This is a genomic window from Streptomyces sp. NBC_01335 (genome assembly GCF_035953295.1).
Classification (GTDB): Bacteria; Actinomycetota; Actinomycetes; order Streptomycetales; family Streptomycetaceae; genus Streptomyces.
In genome coordinates this window covers 2357869-2381116 of sequence record NZ_CP108370.1, presented here as the reverse complement: position 1 = coordinate 2381116, position 23248 = coordinate 2357869, and the positions used below count along the sequence as shown (strand labels likewise).

Below are 23248 nucleotides of genomic sequence, written 5' to 3'. Positions count from 1 at the left end.
CCGTCGACGGTCGTCACATGGCCGGGGCGGCCGGTCGGGCCGGCGCGCGCGGGCTGGTCGGGATGGGTGTCATCCGGCGCTGTATCCGCCGTCGACCGGGATGGTCACGCCGTTGATCAGCCGGGCGGCGGGGGAGGCGAGGAACAGCGCGGTCCCCGCGAGCTCCTCGGGCTCGCTGAGCTGCCCGCCGGGGATACGGCTGGTGATCGCCTCGGCCGCTCCCGGCAGCGCCTCGAGCGGCGCGGTCAGCGCGGTACGGATCCAGCCGGGCGCGATGCCGTTGACCCGGATGCCCTCGGCCGCCCAGGCAAGGGCCAGGGTCTTGGTCAGCTGGACGATGCCGGCCTTGGCGGCACCGTAGGCCGGTACCAGCGGGGAGCCGAAGTAGCTGTACATCGAGCCGACATTGATGACGCTGCCGCCGGACGCGGCCAGCAGCGGCCGCAACGTGGTCGCCACCGAGAACGAGCCGGTCAGATGGATGCCGACGATTTCCTCGAACGTGGCGAGTTCGTACTCCTCCATCGGCGCGGCACGGCCCGCGCACTGCACCAGCACGTCGAGCCGGCCGAGTGTGCCGGCGAGCACCCGCACCGCGTCGGCGTCGCGTACGTCGAGGGTCCTGTCGTCGATGCCCTCGCGCGTCTTCTCGGCCAGGGGGACGAGGTCCGTGGCGATCACATGTGCTCCGGCCTCGACGAACGCCGTCGCGATCGCGCTGCCGATGCCGCCACGGCCACCGGTGATGAGGACGTGTTTGCCTGACACGTCGAAGTTGACGGGCATCCGAGGGCTCCCTTGCTCCGGAACGGTGACTGGCCCCAGCTTGCAACTACGCCCCCGCCAAGTCTTGACGTCGGACGACAAGGATTTGACACTTGGCGACATGAGTTCGTTGATCCGCTCCAGCTCCCTCACCGGATTTCCCGCGCTGGTCACGTCTCTCGGCGGACAGCCCGATCCGCTGCTGCGGCAGGCGGGCATCCGTCCGGATGTGGTCGGCGACCCGGACGAGTACATCCAGTACCGCTCTCTGGTGACCGTCCTCGACCTCGCTGCCAGGCGGCACGACTGTCCCGACCTCGGGCTGCGTCTCTCCACCCATCAGGGTCTGGACGTCCTCGGCCCGGTCGGCGTCATCGGCCGCCACGCCGCGTCGGTGGGCGAGGCGCTCGACGGGATCACCCGGTTCCTCCACCAGTACAGTCCCGCGATCGAGATCGCCGTCGAGGCCGAGGGGCCGGTCGCCCAGTACCACTTCCGCATCCGACCGCGGGTGCGTCGAGGGCTCATCGACCTGGCCCAGATCGGTGAGCTGTCCCTCGGTACCAGTCTGCAGATCTTCCGGATGCTCATCGGGAAGGATTTCACCCCGCTCTCCGCCTCGTTCCTGAGCCGGCCGGCCGCGTCCATGGCCACGTACGAGAGCTACTTCGGCTGCCCGGTGGCGACGGAGCAGGATCATTGGGGATTCGCCTTCTCGGCGGACGTGCTGGGCCGGCCGGTCGAGGGCAGCGATCCGGCGGTGAGGCGGATCGTTCTCGAGTATCTGAGCGGTGTGGTGGGCGGCCTCGGCGGCAGTGGCCTGCCGGCCGACGTCCAGAGCGTGGTCAAACGGGCGTTGCCAACCCGGCGGTTCGGGCTTGAGGACGTCGCGGAGAGCTTCGCCGTGCACCCGCGGACCCTGCAACGACAGCTGGCCGCCCACGGGACCACGTTCCAGGAGATCGTCGACGACGTGCGCCGCGAGCTCGCCGACCGCTATCTCCGCACCACGGGCATGCCGTTGGCACAACTCGCCGACGTCCTCGGATACAGCGAACAGAGCAGCTTCAGCCGTTCCTGCCGGCGGTGGTTCGGCTGCGCCCCACTGGCCCATCGGGCGGCTTCGGCCTGACATCCACCGTCCTGCGGCGCCAGGTCCCCCATCCGGCATGTACTCACGGCGATCGCAGGGGACATCGGGCGTCTCAGCGGGATGACATCGCCAAGCCGCCCGCCCCTTGGCTACTTCGGCGGGTCCCCGAGTTCGCGCAGGCCCTGCTCCACGGCATGCTCCAGGTCCTCGGGGAGAAGGAAGCGGTGCGCCACCAGGTCCTGCGCGGCCGCGCGGATCGCGGCCGCGTCGGGACGTGCGGCCGTGCCCGGCACGGGAAGGCGGCTGCCGGGCATCTCGTAGAGGACGTCGGGGAGGCCGTCCACGTGTGCGCGGGGGTTCCAGCCGGTGTAGGCCGCGGCGCCGACGGCCACTTCGGGCAGGCGGATGCCCGCGCGCTCGTTGCCGTTGGCATCCACTGCGGAGACCAGGGCGACGAGCGGCTCGCCGGTTCGCAGAGGCCACGCGGTGTCGGGGTCGATGGCCGGTGTGTGGGTGAGGTGCTCGGGATCGGGCAGTGCCGGCTCGGGGAAGGACGCCAGGACCTCCTCCCGGGTGACGGCGGTGCCGTCGCCGCGGCGCGGGACCTGACTGGGCTCCGGCTCGCGGCCTTCGCTCACCCACTCGTCCAGCTGGACGAACAGGGCCCGCGTGACGAGCGTCGGGTCGAGCAGGTGCGGCGGGTTGGCCAGCGGCATGGCCGTCTTCAGGAACGACACCGGGCCGAGGTGGTCGGTGCCGGAGATCAGGTAGGTGCGGGCGTCGGGGTCCTCGGGCAGGTCGTCGCCCGTGTGCGGGTCCTGGTGGACGAGGGCGCCGTCACCGCGCCAGTACTCGTACGCGCTGTTGACGAGGACGGTTTTGGGGACGCCGCCGGCAGCGCGCTGGCGGCCGAGCAGTGCGGTGGTGTCGAGAGGGGCGCCGTAGGCGGGGGTGAGCGGGTGGAGCAGGGCGGGCTGCCCGTAACGCTGGTTGAACTCGCCCCGGCGTGCGCTGGCGACCTGGGCGAACACGCCGTCGAAGACCTGGTTGCCGTGTTCGTCGAGGTTCATCCCCTCGTGCAGGAGGTGACGCAGCACCCTCCCGCTCTGTGAGATGCCGGTGGTGAGGACGTGGCTGTGGCCCGCGCGCAGGCTCGCGCCGAAGTCGCGCAGGGCGAGCAGGCCCGCGCCGACGACCGGGGCGAACGCCGAGCGGTAGCGCAGCCGGTACCAGTGGAAGGCGCGGAAGCCGCCCTCCACCTCGAAGCGGGTGTCGCCGGTGAAGCGCCACCGGGAGCGCGGCACCGTCTGCTCCGGGCCCATCGGCGAGGTGCGGACAGTGAGGACGGCCTGCGGGTCGGTGCGGTCGGCGGTGGGGTAGTCGCTGAAGGAGACCAGCGGGTTGGAGTCGCTGAGGGCGTGGTCGTCCTGGTCTGCGTCGGGCCGGAACTCGACCCGCAGCCAGCCGGGCTCGACGTCCGCGACCGGTGCCGTCAGACCGAGCGAGGTGGGGGTGCGCGGGACGTCCCACTGCCAGCCGCACCAGGCGACGGTCCAGCCGCGACGTGGCAGGAAGGCGTCCATCCCCGCGGGGTAGCGGCCCAGGCCGAACTGAGGGTCGGGCAGGTGGTTGAACGGCAGACCCATGGTCATACCGCGGTTGGGAACGCTGAGCAGGGCCCGGCCGGCGCCGCCCGAGGTGGGGCGCAGTATGCGGACGTCCGCGTCGAAGCGGACCAGGCCGTCGGTGTCGCGGGGCGCGAGGCCGAGATCAGTGACGCGGGTGTTGGCCGGGTCGTCGGGATCGACGGCGAATGACGCGATGGCGGTCACCCACTCGTAGGGAAGGTCCTCGTAGGGATCGGCGGATGTGACGGTGAGTTGTTCCAGCATGTTCCACCTCGTGATGACGGCTGTTTCCGGTCCGGTGAGGCGCCAGGCCGTGTCTGACCATTCCGGCCGGGCGGTCGGCGCCCGGCACGGCACCTCGCGGCGTTGTCGGACCGCGCGAGTACATCCCGTGCTCGGGCGGTCCTCCGCCTTGCGATGCGCCGCACCGGACACCGCCCGCCGATCCGACGCGCATGGTCGGACACGGCCTTGCCGCGGGGTTCACGGGCCGGTCGGGCAGATTCGGGCGGGCACTGCCTGTCCGGGCAGTCTGCCGAAGTCGAGAAGGTCCCGGCCGGGCGGGGCCTGGATCCAGCGCGTGACACCGCGCTCGGCGAGGACCTGCACGGCGGTCGACCAACGGACGCCCCGGGTCATGCCGGCACTCAGTTCGGTACGCAGGCGCCCGGCGTCGAAGAGCGTCTGGCCGGTCAGGTTCCCCGCGACGGGGACGCGCGGTCGGCGGATCTCGACCAGGCTCAGGGCGTCGGCGACCTGTTGAGCGGCGGGTGCCATGAGCGGACAGTGCGCGGGTACGGCGACCGGCAGCCGGACCACACGGCGGGCGCCGAGTGCGGGCAGGCGCGCGGTGAGCAGGTCCAGGGCTTCATCCGTGCCGGAAGCGGTGACCTGCGCACATCCGTTGGTGTTGGCGGCCCACACCTGATGGCCGAGGGCGCGCAGTTCGGCAGTGAGTGCCTCGACGGCGGCCGGCCCCACGCCCTGGGCGGCGAGCATGCCGGAACTCGGGGGCGCACTCGCGGCCATGGCGCGGGCGCGCAGGTCGACGAGTGCGACCGCGTCGGCGAGGTCCAGGGCATCGGCGGCCACGGCGGCGGTCCACAGGCCCAAGGAGTGCCCGGCGAGGTAGTCGGCGGACATGCCTGCCGCCCGGGCCGCTCGGTGCCAGGCGGTTCCGGCCAGCAGCAGGGCCAGTTGCGTACCGCGGGTGCCCGCCAGGGACTGGTCGGTGTCAAGGGTGTCGGTGTCCTCGCCCAGGACCCGGGACGCCTCGTCGAGCACCGCCCTGCCTTCGGGGGGCAGGTCGTGGAGCATGCGGGGGCGCTGGGCCCCCTGGCCGGGGAAGAGGACGGCGGTCGTGGTCACGGTTCGCGCCCCCAGGGCGCGGAGGTGAGCACCGGCCCGCCGGGGGTCTTCAGCACGATGCGTCCCCCGGTGCCTTCCCGTAGCCATTCGGCGGCGGAGAAGGCGCCCAGCGGTGTCTCGACGCAGAGGTCGAGGCGGGCGGGGTAGGGAGTCCCGGCGTCGAGCAGCCGGGCGACCAGGTGCCGTGGCAGCGGCTCGGGTGCGCGCAGGACGGCGTCGAGGTCGCTGTGCCCGGTGACTGCGGGCCGCCCGGTCGCGAGTTCGAAGCCGACACTGCCGCCGGGCCCCCACTGGTTGCCCAGGCGGAGGCGGACGGCGGTCTCACGGAAGGCGGCCAGAGTACGGAAGGCGGGCAGCCACTCGCGCCCGGGAGCCGGGGCGGGCGGGACACTGTCCGGCGTCAGGTGCCGGACCACGCCGTCCGCCGGTGCACAGGCCGCATACCGTTCGGAGCGGGCGGCGCCGCGCAGTCCGACGGCGAGCAGTCCCGGCGCCGCCGGCGCCCGGCGCACCACGGCCCAGGCTCCGGGGCAGCCGTCGGGGACATCAGCGGCCGCAGCCCGCATCGCGGCATGTGCCAGGGCTCCGCCGTCGGGTGCGGTGAGCGTGCCCCGGTCGGCGATCAGCACCAGATCGTGCACGAGCGGGCTGGTCCGGCTCACGGCCGCCACGCGGCGGCGATACGTTCGCGTACCTCGCGGGTGGCGGCTCGCTGCTGCCGGGCGGCCGGTGAGGACATGCGCGATGAGAGGCCGCCGATGCCCGCGCGGGCATCGGCGGCGGCCTCGGCCAGTGCGGTCAGGACGGCGGCAGTGTCGGCGGGAGTGGGCGCGGCCGGGTTCTCGGCCCGCACGGTGCTGTGGACGGCGCCGAGAGCGGCGAAGGAGGCGCCGTCGTGCGCGGTGGCGGGGACCAGCTCGGCGATACGGTCGAGTTCGGCGGGACTGCGGCGGGTGATCCGGGCCGTGGCGGGCCTGGACATCACCTGCACGGTGACGTCCTCGTGATCGAGCAGGACGATTCGGTCGGCCTGGAGGCCGAAAGCGAGAAACGCCCCGGAGACGGCTTTGCCGGTGATCAGCGCGACGAGCGGGTGCCCGGCCATCCGGGCCCGTGCGGCCGCGGCGACCGCCGCTGCGAGTGCCTGGTGGAGGCCGACGAGCTCCTCCACGTAGCCGTAGGCCTGGCTGGGAACGTCCACCACCAACACGATCGGCCGCGGCAGGGAGCGGCCCTGGTCGCGGGCGACGGCCCCGGCCAGCACGTCCGCCAGAGCCCATCCCTCCTCCAGGCCGACCTCGCCGCCGCGCGCCCGGGGCAGGCGGGCCGCCGGGTCGGCCACGACGGCGATCAGCAGTGCGTCCTGACCGTCGAGCCCGACGGAGCCGACACGCATCGATCCGGGCAGGTCGGCCCGGCGCCCGGCGGGAACGCCGCCCGAGATGCCGGGGGAGGTACCGGTCGACGGCCCGGCGGACGTGCCGGTCGGCGCATTGACGAGGGCGTCGGCAGCGGTGCCGACCAGGGCTTCGAACCAGGCGGCGCCAAAGGATGGCGATGGAGGCCGGGGTGTGCGGATGCCGCTCATGAGGTGCCTCGGGTGGTCGGTGCGGTGGTCAGGGTGCGCAGGTCGGCCGGTGTGGGCCGGCGCGTGGGGTCGAGGGCGGCCAGCAGCCGCCTGGCCTCGGCGATGCGTGCGGTGCGCGGGGGCGGGGCGTCCGCTGCGGGCGAACGCCAGACTTCCCGCACTGCTTCGGCCACCTGTTCGACCGTGTCCTCGACGAGTCGTTCGGCCTGTCCGGTCGCGACGCGCTGGGCGCCGCCGATCATCGCCCAGACGGCAGTCCGGTCGGCGGCTTCCAGCTCCTGCGGCCCCGCCTCGGTCTCGATGACCTCGGGACCGTTCAGGCCCAGTCGGCCGCCGCGGGTCATGATCAGGTGGCTGGTGAGGGCGGCGGCGATTCCCATGCCGCCGAAGCAGCCCACCGGCCCGGCGATCACGCCGACCACGGGTCCAGTGGTGCTGAGCCGTACGAGCGAGGCGTGGATCTCCGCAACGGCCAGCAGACCGAGGTTGGCCTCCTGGAGGCGGATTCCGCCGGTGTCCAGGAGGAGGACGACGCGGATCGGCAGGCCCCGGCGACGGTCCTCGGCGGCCAGGTCCAGGGCGGCGGCGAGCTTGGCGCCGGAAACCTCGCCCACGCCACCGCCCTGGAACGCGCCGTCCAGGGCGAGTACGACGGCGTCGGCGCCCTCCAGGGTGCCGCGGCCGACAACCGCTCCGTCGTCGCTCTGCGGAACAACACCTTGCGGGACCAGGTGCGGTGACTGCGGGCCCTCGAACGGGCCGAGCAGTTCGCGGAAGGTGCCGGGGTCGAGGACGGCCCGAACCCGCTCGCGTGCGGTCAGTTCGCCGAACGATGGCCGTGGTGCCGGGGCGGGAAGCACCGGCGCCGGTTCGGGCACCGCATCCCCGGCCGTGTCCGCCGCCTCGCGGGCCTGGGCCAGGCGCAGCGACACCATGCCCGGCGTGGCGCCGAAGTCGTTGACCTCGTAGTGCCCGGCGGGCGCTCCCTCGGAGAAGAAGCGGTCGAGGACGCGACGCCAGACGGTGTCGTACCCGTCGACACTTGTGCGCACCACGACGGTGGCCTCGGCCGGCCCCGGGGTCAGGCCCGGGGCCGGGGTCATGACGATCTCCAGGTCGCCGGAGGCGACCGCGCCGACGTGTGCGCGGCGGCGCATCGGGAGCTGGCTCGTACAAGTGAAGGAGAGAGTCCGCATGCGCTCAGCACCTCGTCGCGTCGGGGTCGTCGGAATGGGTGGCGTCCAGGAGGAGGGCGAGCGCGAGCATGTCCGCGCTGCCGCCGGGCGAGAGGCCGAGCCGCAGCAGGCCCGCGTCCAACGAGGTCAGGGCCGCGGCGCCGGCCGGGGTGCCCGCGCCGCCGAGCCGCAGCACCTCGGCGGCGCCGTCCTGTGCGAGTCGCAGTGCGCGCGGGCCTCCCCTGGCGAGCAGGCAGGTGTCGTCGAGGGTGGTCATACAGGCGAGCAGGGCGTTCAGGCGGGCCGAGGTCTCGTCCTCCCCTGAGGCCCGGCACCGGCGCAGTACCCGCAGAGCCCGTGCGGCGCCGGGGAAGCCCGCGCGGGCCGCGCCGACGGCTCCGGCAACCCGGTAGGTGGCGCGGGCCGCGGCACCCTTGGTGCGTACGGGCGGTGCGGCGGGGTCGGGGTGGGCGGCGACGCCGGCCGCCTTGCGCAGGACGGCCGCCGTGTCGGCGTGCGGGAGGGCGGCGACAGCGGCGACGGTCAGGCCCAGAGCCCAGATCGCGCCGCGGTGAGTGTTGACGCCGCCGGTGGCGCGCATCATCGCCACCTCCCCGTCGCGGCCGATCCGCGCCAGATCCGCACGGAGCCGGGCGTCGTGGTGTCCGGCGGCGCCGGTGGCGGCGAGGCGTGTGAACGTGTCGCGCAGCGCCAGCGCGGAGGCGGTCATGAGGGCGACGTCCATGTCCGCGTGGGCGCCTTTGCCGCGCAGGTCGACCAGCCCGGGCTTGGGGGTGAGGGCCGCCTCGGAGAGCAGGGCGCCCACGGCTGCCGCGGCCAGCGCGGCGCCGCTGCGCGGGGGCGCGCAGACGGGGGTGGTGGTGAGGGTCGCCATCACCAGCTCCGGAAGCGTGACGGCGGGTCGTACAGTCCACCGGACCAGGTCACCAGGTCCTCGATGCTGCGCGCTGCGAGCATCGAGCGGCGGGCGTCGGTGCGGCGCACGCCGAGGTCCTCGGGCAGGGCGAGCACTCCGTCGCGGCGCAGTCGTTCGCGCTGGGCGGGTGTAGAGGTGGTGCCGAGAGGCCCGGCGCCGGCCAGCGCGGCGACTGCCTGGCGCCGCTCCTCCAGGTCACGGGCCAGGTAGAGGTAGGCGATGCCGTCCTCGCTGATGACATGAGTGACGTCGTCTCCGTAGATCATCACCGGGGCGAGCGGCATGCCGGCCTTCTCGCCGACGGCGACGGCGTCGAGCCGTTCGGTGTACCTGGGCCGCGCGCCCGCGCCGTAGGTTTCGGCGATCTGGACGACGAGCTTGCGTCCGCGCAGGACGCCGGAGCCGGCCTCGGCGGTGTGCAGACCCAACCACGCGGGGGTGGGATGCCGGCGTCCGCGCGGGTCGCTGCCGAGGTTGGGGGCTCCGCCGAAGCCGGACAGCCGGCCTTCGGTGACGGTGGAGGAATTGCCGACGGCGTCGATCTGGAGAGTGGAGCCGATGAACATGTCGGTGGCGTACAGGCCGGCGTTCTGCGCGGTCATCCGGTTGGAGCGCAGGGAGCCGTCGGGGCCGACCGCGAAGACGTCGGGCCTGGCGGCGCAGTAGGCCTCCATACCGACCTCGCCGCCGAAGCAGGTCACGCTTTCGACCCAGCCGCTCTCGATGGCGGGGATGAGCGTGGGGTGCGGGTTGAGCACGAAGTTACGGGCCACCCGGCCCTTCAGCCCCAGCCGCTCTCCGTACGTCGGCAGCAGCAGTTCGATCGCGGCGGTGTCGAAGCCGATGCCGTGATTGAGGGAGGTCACCTCGTGGCGTTCGTAGACGCCGCGGATGGCGAGCATCGCCAGCAGCACGTGGACATCGGTGATCTTGCGTGGGTCCCGGGTGAAGAGCGGCTCGATGAAGCACGGGCGGTCGGCCCGGACGACGAGGTCGACCCAGTCGCCGGGGATGTCCACACGGGGCAGTGCACCGCGTTCCACCACCTCGTCGACCTGCACGATCACCAGGCCACCGCGGAAGGCGGCCGCTTCGATCAGCGCGGGGGTGTCCTCGGTGTTGGGGCCGGTGTACAGGTTGCCGTCGGGGTCGGCCTGCACGGCGGCGACGAGCGCGACATCCGGCACCAGGTCGACGAACAGCCGCGCGTACAGCTCCAGGTAGGTGTGGATCGCGCCGATGGTCAGCACGCCCTCGTCCAGCAGCGCCGCGACGCGTGCCGACTGGGCTCCGGCGAAGGCGAAGTCGACGCGGGAGGCGATGCCCAGCTCGAACAGGTCGAGGTGCTCGGGACGGGAGAGCGAGGGGACGAGCAGATGCAGGCCGTGGACGGCGCCGGGGTCGACCCGGGCGAGCGACCGGGAGAGGAAGTCCGCCTGCTTCTGGTTGTCGCCCTCCAGGGCGACCCGGTCCCCGGGGAGCAGGACGCTCTGCAGCAGTGCGGTGATCCGCTCGGGATCGACGATCTTGCCGGAACGGGCGGTCAGGGACGGCGCCGCGGCCGCGAGCCGGGCGGCCTTGCGCTGCTGGCGCACGCCGGGTGCGGTGGTGGTCGTACTCAGAGAAACCACCCGCTCCTCTCGTGATGTGACGGCCCGGTCGCGGGAGGGCGGGCGGGCGGCGTCCGGTGATGGTGGGACGCGCTGCGAGTATCGGCTTCACGGCGAGGCCGGCCAACCGGGTGCGGCATGAAACCATGCACGAATGAATGAGAAGTCGGCGGCCGAGGTGCTGGCCCCCGGCCTGGTGCAGTTGGCGGCACTGGCCCGCGACCCGAACATCACCCGAGCCGCGCTGGAGGCCGGGACGAGCCAGCCGACACTGAGCCGGGCTCTGCGCCGCTGGGGGAGCGGGCTCGGAGTGGCGCTGGTGGAGCCCGACGGGCGGGGCGTGCGGCTGACCCGGGAGGGCAGGATCCTGGCGCTCGCCGCGACGGACGCGGCCGCGCTGCTCCAGCGGGCCGTGGAACGGGTGCGGGACCAGGAGGCGATCGCCGCATTGAGCGTCGGCTTCCTGCGGTCCCTCGGTCCCTCGGTGGTCGGCGAGCTGGTCGCCTCGTTCCTTGTGGACAGGCCGGACGTGGTGGTCACCCATCACGAGGGGGCCGGCGGCGACTTGCTGGAGGCAGTCGAGTCCGGAGTCGTGGACGTGGCGGTGCTCACGCCGCGACCATCGCGGCGGCTTCACTGGCTGCGGCTGGGGCAGCAGGCCATGACGTTGACGGTTCCGGTCGGCCACCGGCTGGCCCAGGGCGGCGCGGTGCGGCTGGCCCAGGTCCGCGACGAGCCGTTCCTGGCCCTCGACCACCGGTTCGACACCCGGCGGGTGGCCGAGGAGCTGTGCGCGGCCGAAGGGTTCACGCCTCGCGTCACCTTGGAGGCCGACAGCGTGACGACGCTGCGCGACTACGTGGCGGCGGGACTGGGTGTGGCCGTGCTCCCCGCCGACACCTCGGCCGACGCGCGAACGGTGACACTGCCCCTCGCCACCCCCGCGGCCTCGCGGGAATTCGGTCTGGTGTGGCACCCCGGCCGCCTCCGCCCGGCGGCGGCCGAACTCGTCGGACATGCCCGACGGCTGGGTGACCGGTACCCCGCCTGGGCGGACATCAGCGGCTGATCCGGACATCACGGCGGCCCGCGGTGTGGCGTGGATCACAAGGATAAAAACCTATTTGGCGATTGGTTTTTAACCTATGGTTTCGCTCACTGTTCGAGACCGGTGGTGCAACCGCCTGACCGGCCAGTCCGCTGAAAGGACATCATGACCACGACCAGCCCGGTGCAAGCCGGGGTGGAAGCGCCTGCGCGCTTCACCCCGCGGCTGACCCTGATCCTGGTGGCACTGATATGGCCCACCCAGGTGATTACCGTCATCAGCGTCCTGGGCGCCAACGCCACTACGGGGATCGCGGAGCACTTCCACACCACGCAGATCGTCTGGTTCACCCTGATCGTCCGCCTGCTGGCTGCGATGATCACGCCGTTCGTGATCCGGCTCGCCGCCCGCTACGGCGCCAAACGCGTCATGCTGACCATGACGGGCCTGGGCATCATCGGTGACGTGATCGCCGCGGTGGCCGTGAACTACCCGATGCTCCTGGTCGGCCGGGCCATCGGTGCCGCCTACACCCCCCTGGCCGCGCTGACCTACCCGGTCGTCCGCGACCTCTTCCCCAAGCGTCTGGTCAAGAGCGCCACCGCGATCCTCGCGAGCACCCTGGCCCTGGTCACCCTGTTCGTGCCGTTCCTGGCCGCAGGCATCGTGGACACCTGGGGCTTCCGCGGTGCGCTGTGGGGCATGGTCGTCGGTACCGCCGCCGCGTTCGCCCTCATCGCCACGCTGGTGCCGGAGACGCCGCGGCGCCCCGACGACCGAGGCGTCGGCTGGCTGAGCGGCATCCTGCTGGGCCTCGCCCTGGTCGCGGTCCTCTACCCGCTCGGCTACGGGCAGAAGTGGGGCTGGACCTCGGGCTCGATCCTGGGCCTGTTCGCGGTGGGTGTCGTCCTGTTCGTCCTCTTCTTCGTGGTGGAGCGCCGCAGCCGCAACCCGATCTTCGATCTGGCCGTGCTGCGCCGCCGTCCGGTGGCCTCGGTGCTTCTTTCCGGCGCCGTCGCCCAGTCCGTGGCCTACACCATCCCGACGGCCATGATCCTGCTGGCCCTCTTCCCGCACATCCCCGGAGTCTCCGCCGGCCTGGGCTGGTCGAACATGCACAACGCGTGGATCGGCGTACCCGCCGCCGCGGTCATGTTCGCCACTGGCATGGGCCTGAGCCGGTTCGTCGACCGTGTCCCGAACCGGCTGCTGTTCCGTGTCGGCCTGGTGTTCATGATGGCCGGTTATGGGCTGATGGCCGTCTACCACCACAACGCGACGGACCTGATCTGGACCGGCTGTGTGGCCCAGTTCGGCGGTGGCATCATGGTCGCCACCGTGCCCACCCTCATCGTCCAGGTGGTCGCCCCCGAGGAGCAGGGTCTGGGCAGCGGCATGCTGAACCTGCTCACCCTCACCCTCAGCTCCGTTTACAGTGCGGTGATGTTCGCGACCCTGGCCGGCCACAGCCGGGTGCTGCACGGTGCCGTGTTCTACCTCGACGGTGGCTACGAACTGGCGTTCGTCAGCGCGGTCGTCGGTGCGGCGATCGCCCTGCTGGTGTCGTTCGCCATCCCCAGGACGCAGGAGGCCTGACCCCGGCCCGCTGCGGCGCCGGGGTCCGCGTTGGGCACCAGGCGTTCAGGCGCCGGGCGCGGGGGTGTTCGCATCCAGATCCAGGCCGTCCACCGCGTATGCGCGCAGGAAGCGATTGATCCAGCCGCGCATCGGGTCCACCAGGTCGAAGTGGTCCGGATCGAGCGCCCACTGGATCTGCAGGCCGTCCCAGACGGCCATGAACTCGCGGGCCAGCGCGTCCCAGTTCTCGCCGGGACGCAGTCGCCCTTCACGCTCGGCCACCCGTAGCCGGTCGGCCGTCTGCGTGCGGTTCTTCTGGTAGTGATCGGTGAAGAAGGCGTGCGCGGGGTGGTCGGGGTCGGCAGCCTCCACCGAGAGCTTGCTGAACATGAGCATGAAGCCCGGCTGTGCGATGTTCCGTTCCAGCAGGAGCAGCAGTGTGCGGAACTCCTCGACCAGATCGACGTCGGTATCGGGCCTGCCGTCCGCACCGATGAGTTTGACCACCCGGTCCGAGCGAGCGTCGAGGACCGCGAGCAGCAGACGCTCCTTGCTGCCGAAGTGGTGCAACAGACCGGCGGGCGAGGAGCCCACGTCGGCTGCGATCTGGGCGAGCGAAGAGCGCAGATAGCCGAGCTGTGCGAAGCGCTGGATGGCCGCGTCGAGGATCGCCGCACGCTTGGCGTCGGCGGCGGCGTACGAGCCGGTTCGGCGGCGGGTGCGCTTCTGGCCCGGCTGTGCAGGCGGCTTGGTGGTCACCATCGAGACCCTAGCCCCTGACCGGACCGGGAGGCCGGGTGAACCCATAAAACCCAAACACCTATTCTGTTTTTATTCGAGTTCTCCGTCGGGCTGCCCGCAGCCGGCACCGAGGCAAGGAGCCACGTCGTGACCGACCTCTACCGCAACTCCGCAGAACCCGTGCACCGGCGCGTCGAGGACCTGCTCTCCCGGATGACCCTGCGGGAGAAGGCTGCCCTGCTGTTCCAGACCATGGTGACGATGAACCCCGACGGCACCCTGGCCGAGGACCGCGAGCACGCCATGGGCCTGATGACCGCCCGAGAGATGGTCGACGGCCTGGGCATGACCCACTTCAATCTCATCGGCGGAGCCGGTCCCCGCGAACTCGCCGAGTGGCACAACCGCGTGCAGGCGCTGGCCGAGGAGACCCGCCTCGGCATCCCGGTCACGCTCTCCACCGACCCTCGGCACTCCTTCACCGACAACATCGGCACGGCCATGATGGCCGGGCCGTTCTCGCAGTGGCCCGAGTCCCTCGGCCTCGCCGCACTGCGAGACGAGTCCGAGGTACGCGCCTACGCCGACACCGTCCGCCAGGAGTACCTTGCCGTCGGCATGCGCCTCGCGCTGCACCCGCAGATCGACCTCGCGACCGAGCCGCGCTGGTCACGCATCGGCGGCACCTTCGGCGAGGACGCCGACCTCACCTCCAGGCTGGTCGCGGCCTACATCGAGGGCCTTCGCGGCCCTGTCGCCGACGGCGAGCGGATCGGACCGGACAGCGTCGCCGCCATGGTCAAGCACTTCCCCGGCGGCGGCCCGCAGCTCGACGGCGAGGACCCCCATTTCCCCTACGGTCGCGAGCAGGTCTACCCCGGCGGCTTCTTCGATTACCACCTGCGCCCCTTCCGCGCCGCCCTGGACGCCGGCGCCACCCAGGTCATGCCCTACTACGGCATGCCGCTGGGCACTGCATACGAAGAGGTCGCCTTCGGCTTCAACAAGGGCATCATCACCGGACTGTTGCGCGAACAGCTCGGTTTCGACGGCATCGTCTGCACCGACTGGGGCCTGGTCACCGATGCCGAGATCCTCGGCCAGCCCATGCCCGCCCGTGCATGGGGCGCCGAGCACCTGAGCGAAGCGCAGCGCGTCGAGAAGATCCTCGCGGCCGGCTGCGACCAGTTCGGTGGCGAGGCCCGCCCCGAACTCGTCGTCCGCCTCGTCGAAGAGGGACGCGTCGACGAGGAGCGCGTCGACACCTCCGTACGCCGGCTGCTCGCCGAGAAGTTCCGGCTCGGTCTGTTCGACGAGCGCCGCTACGTCGACCCCGACGCCGCCGAGGAGATCGTGGGCCGCGCCGACTTCCGGGCTGCCGGAGCCCGCGCACAGCGCCGCTCCCTCACCCTGCTGAAGAACGAAGCCCCGGCGGGAGAGCGCGCTGTCCTGCCCGTCCGCCCCGGCGCCACCCTTTACGTCGAGGGCGTGGACCGCGCGACCGCCGCCCGGTACGCGACCCTCACGGACACCCCGCAAGTGGCAGACCTCGCCCTGATCCGCCTGGAGACCCCGTACGACCCGCGGCCCGGCGGCTTCGAGCAGTACTTCCACGCCGGGCGCCTCGACTTCCCCGAGGACCGGCTCGACGAGATCCTCCGGCTGCTCGCCACCGTCCCGACGGTGGTGGCCGTCCACCTGGAGCGCCCGGCGGTGATCCCCGAGATCGCCGAGCGTGCCGCCGCCCTCGTCGCCTCCTACGGCTCCAGCGACGAAGCCCTCCTCGATGTCCTCTTCGCCCACGAGGGGGCCGCGCCCGAAGGGCGCCTCCCCTTCCAGCTGCCGCGCAGTATGGAGGAGGTCCGCAGTGGAGCGCCGGACGCCCCGCAGGGCAGTCCCGACCCGCTCTACCCCTTCGGCCACGGCCTGATCCCGGCCGGTACGGCGTGGGCGGGGACTCCGGGTACCCCGGACACCCTGGTCTGATCCCCCGACCGACATCACGAGAGGAATCGCATGAGTACAGTCGAAGAGCTCAAGGCACGGGTCTGCGCGGCCATCGACCGCGCCGCGGATCGGATCACCGGCTTGAGCGACGACATCCTGCGCCACCCGGAGACCGGCTACAAGGAGACCCGCACCGCGGGTGTGGTGGCCGACCAGTTCACGGCCCTGGGCCTCGCTCCGCAGACCGGCCTGGCCCGCACCGGCGTCAAGGCGCGGATGCGCGGGCGGGCCACCGGCCCCACCGTCGCGGTCGTCGGCGAGCTCGACAGCCTGATCATCCCTGACCACCCGTTCGCCGACCCGGTCACCGGCGCGGCTCACGCGTGCGGCCACAACGCCCAGATCGCCGCCATGGTCGGTGCCGGCATCGGTCTGAACGACGTCATCGGCGAACTCGACGGCGACGTGGTCCTCTTCGCCGTGCCGGCCGAGGAGTGCATCGAGGTCGACTGGCGCATGGGTTTGCGCGACACCGGCGAACTGCACCACACGGCGGGCAAGGCTGAGCTCATCCGGGCCGGGCACTTCGACGACGTCGACATGGCGATGCTCACCCACGCCGGGCCGTCGTTCATGCCCGTCGCGGTCGGCGGCGCCGGCAACGGCTCGCTGGTCAAGCGCGTCCGCTTCGTCGGACGGGCATCGCACGCGGGGGCCGCGCCCTGGGACGGCATCAGCGCCTACAAGGCCGCCACCGTGGCCATCGCCGCCATCGACGCCCACCGGGAGATGATGCGCGAGGACGACGGCGTGCGTATCCATCACCTCATCACCCACTCCGGCGACGCCGTCACCGCCATCCCCGCCCGCACCGACATGGAGATGCTCATCCGGGCCCGCACCATCGAGGGCATGAAGCGCGCCTCCGCCCTCGTCGACCGGGCGCTGCGCGGAGGAGCGCTCGCCATGGGCGCCGACGTGCACATCTCCACCGCCGTGTCCTTCCTGCCCTATGTGGACGACGCGCCACTGGCAGAGGTACTCGTCCCCAATGCCCAGACCCTCGCCGGAGACGGATTCCACCGCATCCCCACCACGGGTGCCGGTGGCGGCGGCTCAACCGACATGGGGGACCTCAAGCAGGTCATGCCGGTCGTGCAGCCCTTCGCTTCGGCGGGCCAGGACGCCCCGCTGCACAGCAACGGCTTTTACACCAAGGACCAGGTGGCCGCGGCGATCGTCCCGGCCAAGTTCATGGCGATGACGGTGGTCGACCTGCTCGTCGGCGGAGCCGCCACCGCCCGTGAGGTCATCGACGCCAGTGGCCCCAAACTGTCGCGCGAGCAGTTCGTCCAGCTCCACGAGTCCCTTTCGGCCGAGGAGGTCTTCTCCGGCGGGGTTCTGTAGGCCGGGACACCGATGGATACGACGCGCGCTCGCCGTGCTTCGGGTGGCGTGGCGGCCGCGGAGCATGCCGGTGGCCGAGGCGACGCGGCTCATGGGTGTCTCGACGAAGGAGGAGACGGCCAACGGGGCTCTGCGGGACTACGTGGCGGCAAGTGCGTGGAGGCCGCAGGGACGCCGGCCGCGCGGGGCGAGTTCGAGGCTGCGGCGCATGCGGCGGCCAAGGACGCCCGGCGGGGAGCCCTGAGTGATCGAACCCGAACGGCCGGGCGGGACGAGCCGACGTGCGCAAGGTCTTGCCGCGACCGGCCTCGACGGGCTTCGGTGGACGACCGGGGCCCTCCGGCGCCGCGGTTCCGCGCCGGAGGGCCCACGGTTTCGGTCGCTCAGGCGTGCGAGGCCGTACGTGCCTTGATGGTGAGGGCGGCCAGGGACATCATCACCGCGCCGAACAGCGCGGCGCAGGCGTACATCGCGAAGCCGATGTCGGCGTTGCCGGCGGAGATCAGCGCGCCGCCGATCCACGGGCCGAAGATGGCACCGAAGCGGCCCATGCCGGAGACCCAGCCGAGGGCGGTGGGGCGGTCCTCGTCGTTGTGGTGGGTGCCGACGGTCGCGTAGACCATGGTCTGGCCCGAGAAGAGCAGCAGGCCGGCGAAGAAGACCACCGCGTACAGGACGCCGACCGACATCTCGACGCCCATGAGGTAGACGAAGACCGCGGTCAGGACGAACCAGGCGATGACGACCTTGCGGGGGCCGATCCGGTCGGCGGTGCGGCCGGCGATGAGCATGCCGCAGATGCCGCCGACGTTGAGGAACGTCGAGAAGAGCAGGGAGTCCCCGGTGTCGTAGCCGAGGTCGACCATGATCTTGGGCAGCCACTGGCCGACGCCGTAGACCAGGAGCAGGCCGGCGAAGGACGTCAGCCAGAAGCACAGCGTGGTCGACCACTGGCCGCCGCGGAAGAGGTTCTTCAGGGCGTCCAGCCTGTCCGTGCCGCTCGCCTTGGGCTCGGGCAGTTCGGTGCCGTAGTCGGCGGCGAGGAGCTCGGCGTCGGCGCGGCGGCCGCGGGTGAGGAGGTTGGTCGGCGACTCGGGCAGCAGCTTGAAGGCGAGCGGCAGAAGGATCAGCGCGGGTATCGCGGAGACGAAGAAGGCCGAGCGCCAGCCGTGGTCGTCGACCAGCCAGAGCGCGATCAGCGGGGCCACGGCCCCACCGGTCTGGTGCGCGGTCATGATGACGCCGGTGGCGAGGGCGCGGCGGCCCCTGGAGGTGAACTCCATGCCGTACGAGATCGCGATCGGCAGCAGGGCGCCCAGACCGAACCCGCACACGAAGCGGAAGGCGCCGAACTGGCCCGCGGAGTGCGACCAGCCGGTGCCCAGGGTGGCGAGGGTGAAGATCACCACGCTGGTGAAGACGGTGACGCGGCGGCCGATCCAGTTCGACGCCATGCCCGACAGGATCGTGCCGAGCAGCATGCCGAAGTTGGAGTAACTGCCGATCGTGCCGGCGGTGTCGGGCGTGAGCCCGAGGCTGTGGCCGCCGAGCATCTTCGGAAGCACGGAGCCGTAGATGAACGTGTCGATGCCGTCGAGGAGGACGAGTCCCCAGCACAGGGCGATGACGGCGTTGCGGCTTCTGCGGGCGGCCGTGGTCCCGGTCGCCGGGGCGGGCCGGGAGGGGGCGGAGGAGGACATCGTTGTTTCCTCTCGTGCGGGACGCCAGGGCGGTACGGGGCCGTGGGCCCTGGCTGCAAGGGGTGAGGCCGGTGCGGCTCGCGCGGCCGGTGAGGGAGCGTGATGGTCAGACACGGCCCAGGCCCGCGGACTTCGGGGGGAGTCGGCGGCCCGGTGTGGCTGGACGTTCGGTGTGGCTAGACATTAAGAAGCCGCCGACGACACGTCAACACTTTTGTTAACAATTACGGCAACGATTGGGCCCCGGGTGCCGCACAGGACTCGCACAGCCTTCGTGCGGTCTCTGGAACGCGGCGTTCCCGGGGCCGGAGGCGCGGGGCCGGGTGCGCGGGGGCCGGATAGGGGGGGGGCCGGACGCGCGGGCGGTCAGACCTGGACGGGGGGCGTGCCGTGGGTGTGGAAGGACTCGATGGTCTGCAGGCCCCAGGCCTGGCCCTTCTTCCGCTCCTCCTCGGTCCAGGTGATGAGGGGCCAGTCGGGGGCGAGGACGAGCCGGGTGAGCGGGTTGCAGAGCTCGATCCGGTTGCCGCCGGGCTCGTAGACGTACAGGAAGAACGTCTGCTGGATGGCGTGCTTGTGCGGGCCGGTCTCGATGAAGACGCCCGTGTCGATGGCGAGATCGGCGGCGCGCAGGATGTCCTCGCGGGTGTCGGTGGCGAAGGCGATGTGGTGCAGCCGGCCCTCGCTGCCCGTCCAGTCGGACGTGTAGACGACGTCGTACGACTTGTCGGTGAAGGTCAGCCAACGGGCCCCGATCTTCCCCGAGTCGAGCTGGATCTGCTCGGTGGGACGCGCGCCGAGCACGTGTTCCTGGAACTCGGAGTTGGCCAGGACGTCGGCCGCGAGGAAGTTGATGTGATCGAGGCGGCGCACGCCGACGCCCCGGTTCGGTTTCGCCTGCGGCTGGTTCTTGAGGGCGGGCTTGAGTGCCTCGGGGGCCCGGTAGTGCTCGCTCTCCCAGTACAGGGCGTGCTCGTGACCGTCGGGGTCGGTGGTGACGTAGAGCCTGCCGATGCCGGGTTCGTCCTCGGTCCAGTGGCCGGTGCCACCCGCCGCCTCGATGGCCTCGACGCGGCGCCGGAGGGCCTCCTCGCTGGAGGTGCGCAGGGCGAGCCGGCCGAGGCCCGGCTGCTCGCGGGCGGTGAGGACGAGGCTGTGGTGCTCGTAGTCGTCGAAGGTGCGGAGGCGGACGGTGTCGCCGTCCTGACCGTTCACGGTGAGACCGAGGAAGTCGGTGAAGAAGGCGACCGAGGCGTCCAGGTCCGGGGTGAACAACTGGACGTGGCCGATGTGTGCGATGTCGCCGAGCGGCGGAGTCATGCTCGATCTCCTGTCAGGTGTGCGTTCGGCGGCGCCGTCCCGGTCGACCTGGGGAAGACGGTGCCGTCGAAGATCTTGCGTGCCGTGCGGACCACCGCGGTGCGGTGGGCCCGGGGCCGGTTGTCGGAAGTGCGGTCCAGACTGCTCTCGATGTCTGTGAATCCGCTGGGATGCTCGATACGGAGTCGTCCGCCCCGCGCCGGGGGGTTCGCGATGCCCTGCGCGACGCTTCCCCCGACGAGCAGTCCCGCCGCCACGCTCGCGGCGCCGAGGACGCCGATCGCGGTATGGCAGCGGACCGGGATGAACGTACGGGTGGTGACCGCGCCCCCGTGGAGCGGCGGGGCCAGCAGTGTCAGCTTGGGCACCGTGGCGGCGGAGACGTCGCCGAGTCCCATCGCCTCACCCGCCGCCAGCCGGATGGCACAAAGGCGCCCGGCGAGCCTCTCGTCCGCCTCCAGCTCCGCGGGGTCCTCGTAGCCGGTGACGCCGAGGGCCTCGGCGGGTACGAGGACGGTCGGCATGCCGTTGTCCACGCAGGTGACCTCGGTGCCGGCCACGGTGTCGCGCACGTTCCCCGTGGGCAGCAACGCCCCCGCGCCCGGGGGGAACTCGATGACGACGGCGGCCGCGCTCCCGGGCACTCCGGATATCTCCGTGTCGCCCCCGTACTCCACGTGGCCGCCGGGCGTCGGGAACGTCGCCGTGGCGAGGTCGCCGGAGTTCAGCATGCGGACCCGGACGGAGGTCACGCCGTCGCCCGGGGCGACCAGACCGCGTTCGACGGCGAACGGACCGACTCCGGCGAGCAGGTTGCCACAGTTCTGACGGTCCGACACCTGCGCCTCGTCCACGCCGACTTGGAGGAACAGGTAGTCGACGTCGGCCTCGGGTGCGTCGGAGGCCGAGACCACGGCCACCTTGCTGGTGAGCGGATGGGCGCCGCCGAGGCCGTCGATCTGGCGCGGGTCCGGGCTGCCCATGATCCGCAGCAACAGCTCGTCCCGGGCGGCGGGGTCCGCGGGCAGGTCGCCGGCCAGGAAGTAGGCGCCCTTGGAGGTGCCGCCCCGCATCAGCATGCAGCGGACGCCCTCGGCCCCCGTCACGAGGTGTACTCCCCGTAGGTGCGGTACTCGACGCCGAGGCGCCGGAGCGTCTCCCGCAAACCGTAGCGGTCCAGGCCGAGTTGACCCTCCTGGAAGGCGGCGCGGGCCCCGGCCTCCTTCTGTTCGCGCGCCTCGGACGCCTCGGCGGTCCGCCGGGCGTGCTCGCGCTCGACGACCACCACGCCGTCGTCGTCGGCGACGATCACATCGCCGGGTCGGATCACCTGGCCGCCGATCACGATCGGTACGTTGACGCTGCCGCCGGTCGCCTTGACCGAGCCCTGCGGACTGACGGCGGCCGACCAGGCGGGGAAGCCCATCGCGCGCAGCTCGGCGGTGTCCCGGATACCGGTGTTCATGACCACGCCGCGCACACCGCGCCGCTTCAGGGCCGTCGCGAACAACTCGCCGAACAGGCCGTCCGTGCAGGGCGAGGTGGTGGTGACGACGAGGATGTCGCCCTCGCCGCACTGCTCGACCGCCGCGTGGATCATGAGGTTGTCGCCGGGCCAGCACAGCACCGTGACGGCGGTACCCGCGACGCGTACGTCCCTCTGGACCGGCCGCAGGTGGGTGCCGAGGAAGCCGGTGCGGCCCATCGCCTCGCCGACCGTGGCGGTTCCGTAGCCGGCGAGCGCCTCGACGTCCTCCGCCTCGGCCTTGGGCGGGCCGGTGACGATCACGCCGGGCATCAGGCGAGCTCCTTCGCGATCTGCGGGTAGGGGCGCATGTAGGCCTCGGCCATGGTCTTGTGGGCGAGTCCCAGGTTCGGGCCCGCGTTCCGCTTGAGCTGGACTCCGCGGCGTACGGCGAGATCGGTGTAGTAGTCCCACAGGTGCGCTTGCGCGCCCAGGCACTCCATGGCCTTGCGCTTGGTGTCCCAGACCTCGGTGATGTCGAGCAGGACCTCGGGCCGGAAGCCGCTCATCTCGGGCTGGTGCGGCTCGAAGTAGAAGACGGGCGGGGCGCCGATGATCTCCCCCTCGCCCGGGTAGCCGATGGCTTGGGCGAGGACACGGGCCTCCAGGGCCATGCGGTTGGCGGCCGGGTGGTCTCCGTTGTACGGATCCTCGACCGGGTGCGTGAGGACGACGTCCGGCTGCGTCTCGCGGTAGACCGCGACGAGCCTGTCGGTCAGTTCGGCGGTGGCCACCAGCGGGTAGTCGCCGGCGTCGAAGAAGCGGACGTCGGCGCCGAGCGCGGCCGCGGCGCGTTCGGCCTCGTCGCGACGGAGCGCCTTGATCTCGTCGAGCTTCTTACCCTCCCGCCAGGCCTTGGCGGACTCGCCGCGCTCGCCGAAGGTCAGGCACGCGATGGTGACCTTCTCGCCGCGCGCGGCGGCCAGCGCGACGGCACCGCCGGCGCGCCACACGAAGTCCCCGGCATGGGCGGTGACGACCAGTGTCGATCGAGTGGTGACGGCGGGCGCGCCGGTGGCGTCGGTCATGCTGTATCTCCTTGGTGACAGGTGCGCACCCGCCCCAGGGGTGCGTCAGTCGTCGCGCAAGGCGTCGATCACGCTGCTGAGGTGGGCGCGTACGGCCCCTTCGGCCGCTCGCGGGTCCCTGGCGGAGATCGCTTCGACCACCGCCAGATGCTCACTCAGGGACTGCTTCGGACGCCCCGGACGCAACGCCAACCGGAAACGGTGACGCACCAGTTGTGCGTTGAGCCGCTCCAGGAGGGCAACGGCCGTCCGCTGGCCGGAGATGACCCGGATCAGGGTGTGCAGATCGTGGTTGAGCTCGGAGTAGGAGACCGGATCGCCTCCGGCGACCGCCTCGGACATGGCTCTGCCCAAGTCGGTCAGCTCGTCGATCTGCGCGTCGGTCGCGACCTCGGCGGCCTTGGCGGCGCACAGTCCTTCGAGCGCCATCCGGCACTCGGTGATCTCCACGGCCTCCTCGATCGTGACCACCCTCACCCGCGACCCGCGGTTGCGGATCCGCTCGACCAGACCCTCGGAGGCGAGGTCGAGCAGCGCCGCCCTGATGCTTGCGCGGGTGACGCCGTACCGCTCGGCGAGTTCGTTCTCCACCAGCCGTTGTGCCGGTGCCATCCCGCCCCGCAGGATCGTCTCCCGCAAGCGTCCCAGCGCGTACTGCTTCGCCTGCTCCCCGGAGCCCGGACGGGCTTCCTCCGGCATCTGCCCTCCCTGAGTGAGTGCTTGTCGAAGCTAAATCCAGCGAACAGAATTGTCAACGATTTTGTCTGCACCTCATGCCGAAGGGGCCCCG

21 protein-coding genes are annotated in these 23248 nt (G+C 71.8%); 6 read left to right on the top strand and 15 right to left on the bottom strand.

What is annotated here, in order from left to right; all coding sequences use genetic code 11:
* Nucleotides 1–69: 69 nt before the first annotated feature.
* Nucleotides 70–786 (bottom strand): SDR family NAD(P)-dependent oxidoreductase, encoded by a 717-nt coding sequence (locus OG599_RS10170; RefSeq protein ID WP_327175648.1) that lies wholly within the window; start codon nucleotides 784–786, stop codon nucleotides 70–72.
* A gap of 100 nt (nucleotides 787–886) precedes the next feature.
* Here OG599_RS10170 and OG599_RS10165 point away from each other — a divergent pair, with 100 nt between their 5' ends.
* Entirely contained in the window at nucleotides 887–1897 is a 1011-nt protein-coding gene (locus OG599_RS10165) for an AraC family transcriptional regulator (RefSeq protein WP_327175647.1), read from the top strand.
* Nucleotides 1898–2007: 110 nt separating this feature from the next.
* Here OG599_RS10165 and OG599_RS10160 read toward each other — a convergent pair whose 3' ends face one another.
* The 7 genes from OG599_RS10160 to mdcA all read right to left on the bottom strand — a co-directional run bounded on the left by OG599_RS10160 (nucleotide 2008) and on the right by mdcA (nucleotide 10185).
* The gene (locus OG599_RS10160) at nucleotides 2008–3750 is read right to left on the bottom strand and encodes an alpha/beta hydrolase domain-containing protein (RefSeq protein ID WP_327175646.1); all 1743 of its coding nucleotides are present in this window, start codon (nucleotides 3748–3750) and stop codon (nucleotides 2008–2010) included.
* 219 nt (nucleotides 3751–3969) lie between these two features.
* Entirely contained in the window at nucleotides 3970–4854 is an 885-nt protein-coding gene (locus OG599_RS10155) for an ACP S-malonyltransferase (RefSeq protein ID WP_327175645.1), read from the bottom strand.
* Complete coding sequence (locus tag OG599_RS10150) at nucleotides 4851–5525, bottom strand: malonate decarboxylase holo-ACP synthase (RefSeq protein WP_327175644.1); 675 nt, start codon at nucleotides 5523–5525, stop codon at nucleotides 4851–4853. Before OG599_RS10150 ends, OG599_RS10155 begins: the two co-directional genes overlap by 4 nt.
* Complete coding sequence (gene mdcE, locus OG599_RS10145; RefSeq protein ID WP_327175643.1) at nucleotides 5513–6442, bottom strand: biotin-independent malonate decarboxylase subunit gamma; 930 nt, start codon at nucleotides 6440–6442, stop codon at nucleotides 5513–5515. The genes OG599_RS10150 and mdcE overlap by 13 nt, the downstream gene beginning before the upstream one ends.
* Entirely contained in the window at nucleotides 6439–7638 is a 1200-nt protein-coding gene (locus tag OG599_RS10140) for a biotin-independent malonate decarboxylase subunit beta (protein ID WP_327175642.1), read from the bottom strand. Before OG599_RS10140 ends, mdcE begins: the two co-directional genes overlap by 4 nt.
* A gap of 4 nt (nucleotides 7639–7642) precedes the next feature.
* Nucleotides 7643–8512, bottom strand: a complete 870-nt coding sequence (locus OG599_RS10135) for a triphosphoribosyl-dephospho-CoA synthase (RefSeq protein WP_327175641.1) — start codon at nucleotides 8510–8512, stop codon at nucleotides 7643–7645.
* A complete protein-coding gene (gene mdcA, locus OG599_RS10130) occupies nucleotides 8512–10185 on the bottom strand; it encodes a malonate decarboxylase subunit alpha (RefSeq protein WP_327175640.1) in 1674 nt (557 codons plus the stop codon). Before mdcA ends, OG599_RS10135 begins: the two co-directional genes overlap by 1 nt.
* 133 nt (nucleotides 10186–10318) lie before the next feature.
* Here mdcA and OG599_RS10125 point away from each other — a divergent pair, with 133 nt between their 5' ends.
* Together OG599_RS10125 and OG599_RS10120 are read left to right on the top strand one after the other, a co-directional pair.
* Nucleotides 10319–11233 carry a LysR family transcriptional regulator gene (locus OG599_RS10125; protein WP_327175639.1) on the top strand — a complete coding sequence of 305 codons (915 nt, stop codon included), beginning with the start codon at nucleotides 10319–10321 and terminating at the stop codon, nucleotides 11231–11233.
* Nucleotides 11234–11377: 144 nt separating this feature from the next.
* Nucleotides 11378–12808 (top strand): MFS transporter, encoded by a 1431-nt coding sequence (locus OG599_RS10120; RefSeq protein WP_327175638.1) that lies wholly within the window; start codon nucleotides 11378–11380, stop codon nucleotides 12806–12808.
* Nucleotides 12809–12853: 45 nt separating this feature from the next.
* Here OG599_RS10120 and OG599_RS10115 read toward each other — a convergent pair whose 3' ends face one another.
* A complete protein-coding gene (locus tag OG599_RS10115) occupies nucleotides 12854–13549 on the bottom strand; it encodes a TetR/AcrR family transcriptional regulator (protein WP_327175637.1) in 696 nt (231 codons plus the stop codon).
* A 129-nt stretch (nucleotides 13550–13678) separates the two neighbouring features.
* Between OG599_RS10115 and OG599_RS10110 the strand changes: the two genes are divergently transcribed.
* From OG599_RS10110 to OG599_RS35435, 3 genes are all read left to right on the top strand, one after another.
* Complete coding sequence (locus OG599_RS10110; RefSeq protein ID WP_327175636.1) at nucleotides 13679–15517, top strand: glycoside hydrolase family 3 protein; 1839 nt, start codon at nucleotides 13679–13681, stop codon at nucleotides 15515–15517.
* 30 nt (nucleotides 15518–15547) lie between these two features.
* Nucleotides 15548–16885 carry an amidohydrolase gene (locus OG599_RS10105; protein WP_327175635.1) on the top strand — a complete coding sequence of 446 codons (1338 nt, stop codon included), beginning with the start codon at nucleotides 15548–15550 and terminating at the stop codon, nucleotides 16883–16885.
* 64 nt (nucleotides 16886–16949) lie between these two features.
* Entirely contained in the window at nucleotides 16950–17129 is a 180-nt protein-coding gene (locus OG599_RS35435) for a type II toxin-antitoxin system VapB family antitoxin (protein WP_442809408.1), read from the top strand.
* 139 nt (nucleotides 17130–17268) lie between these two features.
* Here the strand turns inward: OG599_RS35435 and OG599_RS10100 are convergent, their stop codons facing one another.
* The 6 genes from OG599_RS10100 to OG599_RS10075 form a co-directional block, all read right to left on the bottom strand.
* Nucleotides 17269–18585, bottom strand: a complete 1317-nt coding sequence (locus OG599_RS10100; RefSeq protein WP_327175634.1) for an MFS transporter — start codon at nucleotides 18583–18585, stop codon at nucleotides 17269–17271.
* Between the two features lie 366 nt (nucleotides 18586–18951).
* Nucleotides 18952–19905, bottom strand: a complete 954-nt coding sequence (locus OG599_RS10095) for a VOC family protein (protein ID WP_327175633.1) — start codon at nucleotides 19903–19905, stop codon at nucleotides 18952–18954.
* On the bottom strand, nucleotides 19902–21011 hold the full coding sequence (locus tag OG599_RS10090) for a 4-oxalomesaconate tautomerase (RefSeq protein WP_327175632.1): 1110 nt from the start codon (nucleotides 21009–21011) through the stop codon (nucleotides 19902–19904). Before OG599_RS10090 ends, OG599_RS10095 begins: the two co-directional genes overlap by 4 nt.
* On the bottom strand, nucleotides 21008–21703 hold the full coding sequence (locus OG599_RS10085; protein WP_327175631.1) for a 4-carboxy-4-hydroxy-2-oxoadipate aldolase/oxaloacetate decarboxylase: 696 nt from the start codon (nucleotides 21701–21703) through the stop codon (nucleotides 21008–21010). Before OG599_RS10085 ends, OG599_RS10090 begins: the two co-directional genes overlap by 4 nt.
* Entirely contained in the window at nucleotides 21703–22458 is a 756-nt protein-coding gene (locus tag OG599_RS10080; protein WP_327175630.1) for a PIG-L deacetylase family protein, read from the bottom strand. Before OG599_RS10080 ends, OG599_RS10085 begins: the two co-directional genes overlap by 1 nt.
* A gap of 45 nt (nucleotides 22459–22503) precedes the next feature.
* Nucleotides 22504–23157: a GntR family transcriptional regulator gene (locus OG599_RS10075; RefSeq protein ID WP_327175629.1), complete on the bottom strand. Its 654-nt coding sequence runs from the start codon at nucleotides 23155–23157 to the stop codon at nucleotides 22504–22506.
* Between the last annotated feature and the right edge of the window lie 91 nt (nucleotides 23158–23248).

What these genes read in the sequence shown, in the direction of transcription:
- OG599_RS35435 (WP_442809408.1), top strand. Translation starts at nt 16,950, where the DNA reads ATGCCGGTGGCCGAGGCGACGCGGCTCATGGGTGTCTCGACGAAGGAG.
- OG599_RS10125 (WP_327175639.1), top strand. Translation starts at nt 10,319, where the DNA reads ATGAATGAGAAGTCGGCGGCCGAGGTGCTGGCCCCCGGCCTGGTGCAG.
- OG599_RS10100 (WP_327175634.1), bottom strand. Translation starts at nt 18,585, where the DNA reads ATGTCCTCCTCCGCCCCCTCCCGGCCCGCCCCGGCGACCGGGACCACG.
- OG599_RS10135 (WP_327175641.1), bottom strand. Translation starts at nt 8,512, where the DNA reads ATGGCGACCCTCACCACCACCCCCGTCTGCGCGCCCCCGCGCAGCGGC.
- OG599_RS10085 (WP_327175631.1), bottom strand. Translation starts at nt 21,703, where the DNA reads ATGCCCGGCGTGATCGTCACCGGCCCGCCCAAGGCCGAGGCGGAGGAC.
- mdcE (WP_327175643.1), bottom strand. Translation starts at nt 6,442, where the DNA reads ATGAGCGGCATCCGCACACCCCGGCCTCCATCGCCATCCTTTGGCGCC.
- OG599_RS10120 (WP_327175638.1), top strand. Translation starts at nt 11,378, where the DNA reads ATGACCACGACCAGCCCGGTGCAAGCCGGGGTGGAAGCGCCTGCGCGC.
- OG599_RS10170 (WP_327175648.1), bottom strand. Translation starts at nt 786, where the DNA reads ATGCCCGTCAACTTCGACGTGTCAGGCAAACACGTCCTCATCACCGGT.
- OG599_RS10105 (WP_327175635.1), top strand. Translation starts at nt 15,548, where the DNA reads ATGAGTACAGTCGAAGAGCTCAAGGCACGGGTCTGCGCGGCCATCGAC.
- OG599_RS10165 (WP_327175647.1), top strand. Translation starts at nt 887, where the DNA reads ATGAGTTCGTTGATCCGCTCCAGCTCCCTCACCGGATTTCCCGCGCTG.
- OG599_RS10075 (WP_327175629.1), bottom strand. Translation starts at nt 23,157, where the DNA reads ATGCCGGAGGAAGCCCGTCCGGGCTCCGGGGAGCAGGCGAAGCAGTAC.
- OG599_RS10080 (WP_327175630.1), bottom strand. Translation starts at nt 22,458, where the DNA reads ATGACCGACGCCACCGGCGCGCCCGCCGTCACCACTCGATCGACACTG.
- OG599_RS10160 (WP_327175646.1), bottom strand. Translation starts at nt 3,750, where the DNA reads ATGCTGGAACAACTCACCGTCACATCCGCCGATCCCTACGAGGACCTT.
- OG599_RS10095 (WP_327175633.1), bottom strand. Translation starts at nt 19,905, where the DNA reads ATGACTCCGCCGCTCGGCGACATCGCACACATCGGCCACGTCCAGTTG.
- OG599_RS10140 (WP_327175642.1), bottom strand. Translation starts at nt 7,638, where the DNA reads ATGCGGACTCTCTCCTTCACTTGTACGAGCCAGCTCCCGATGCGCCGC.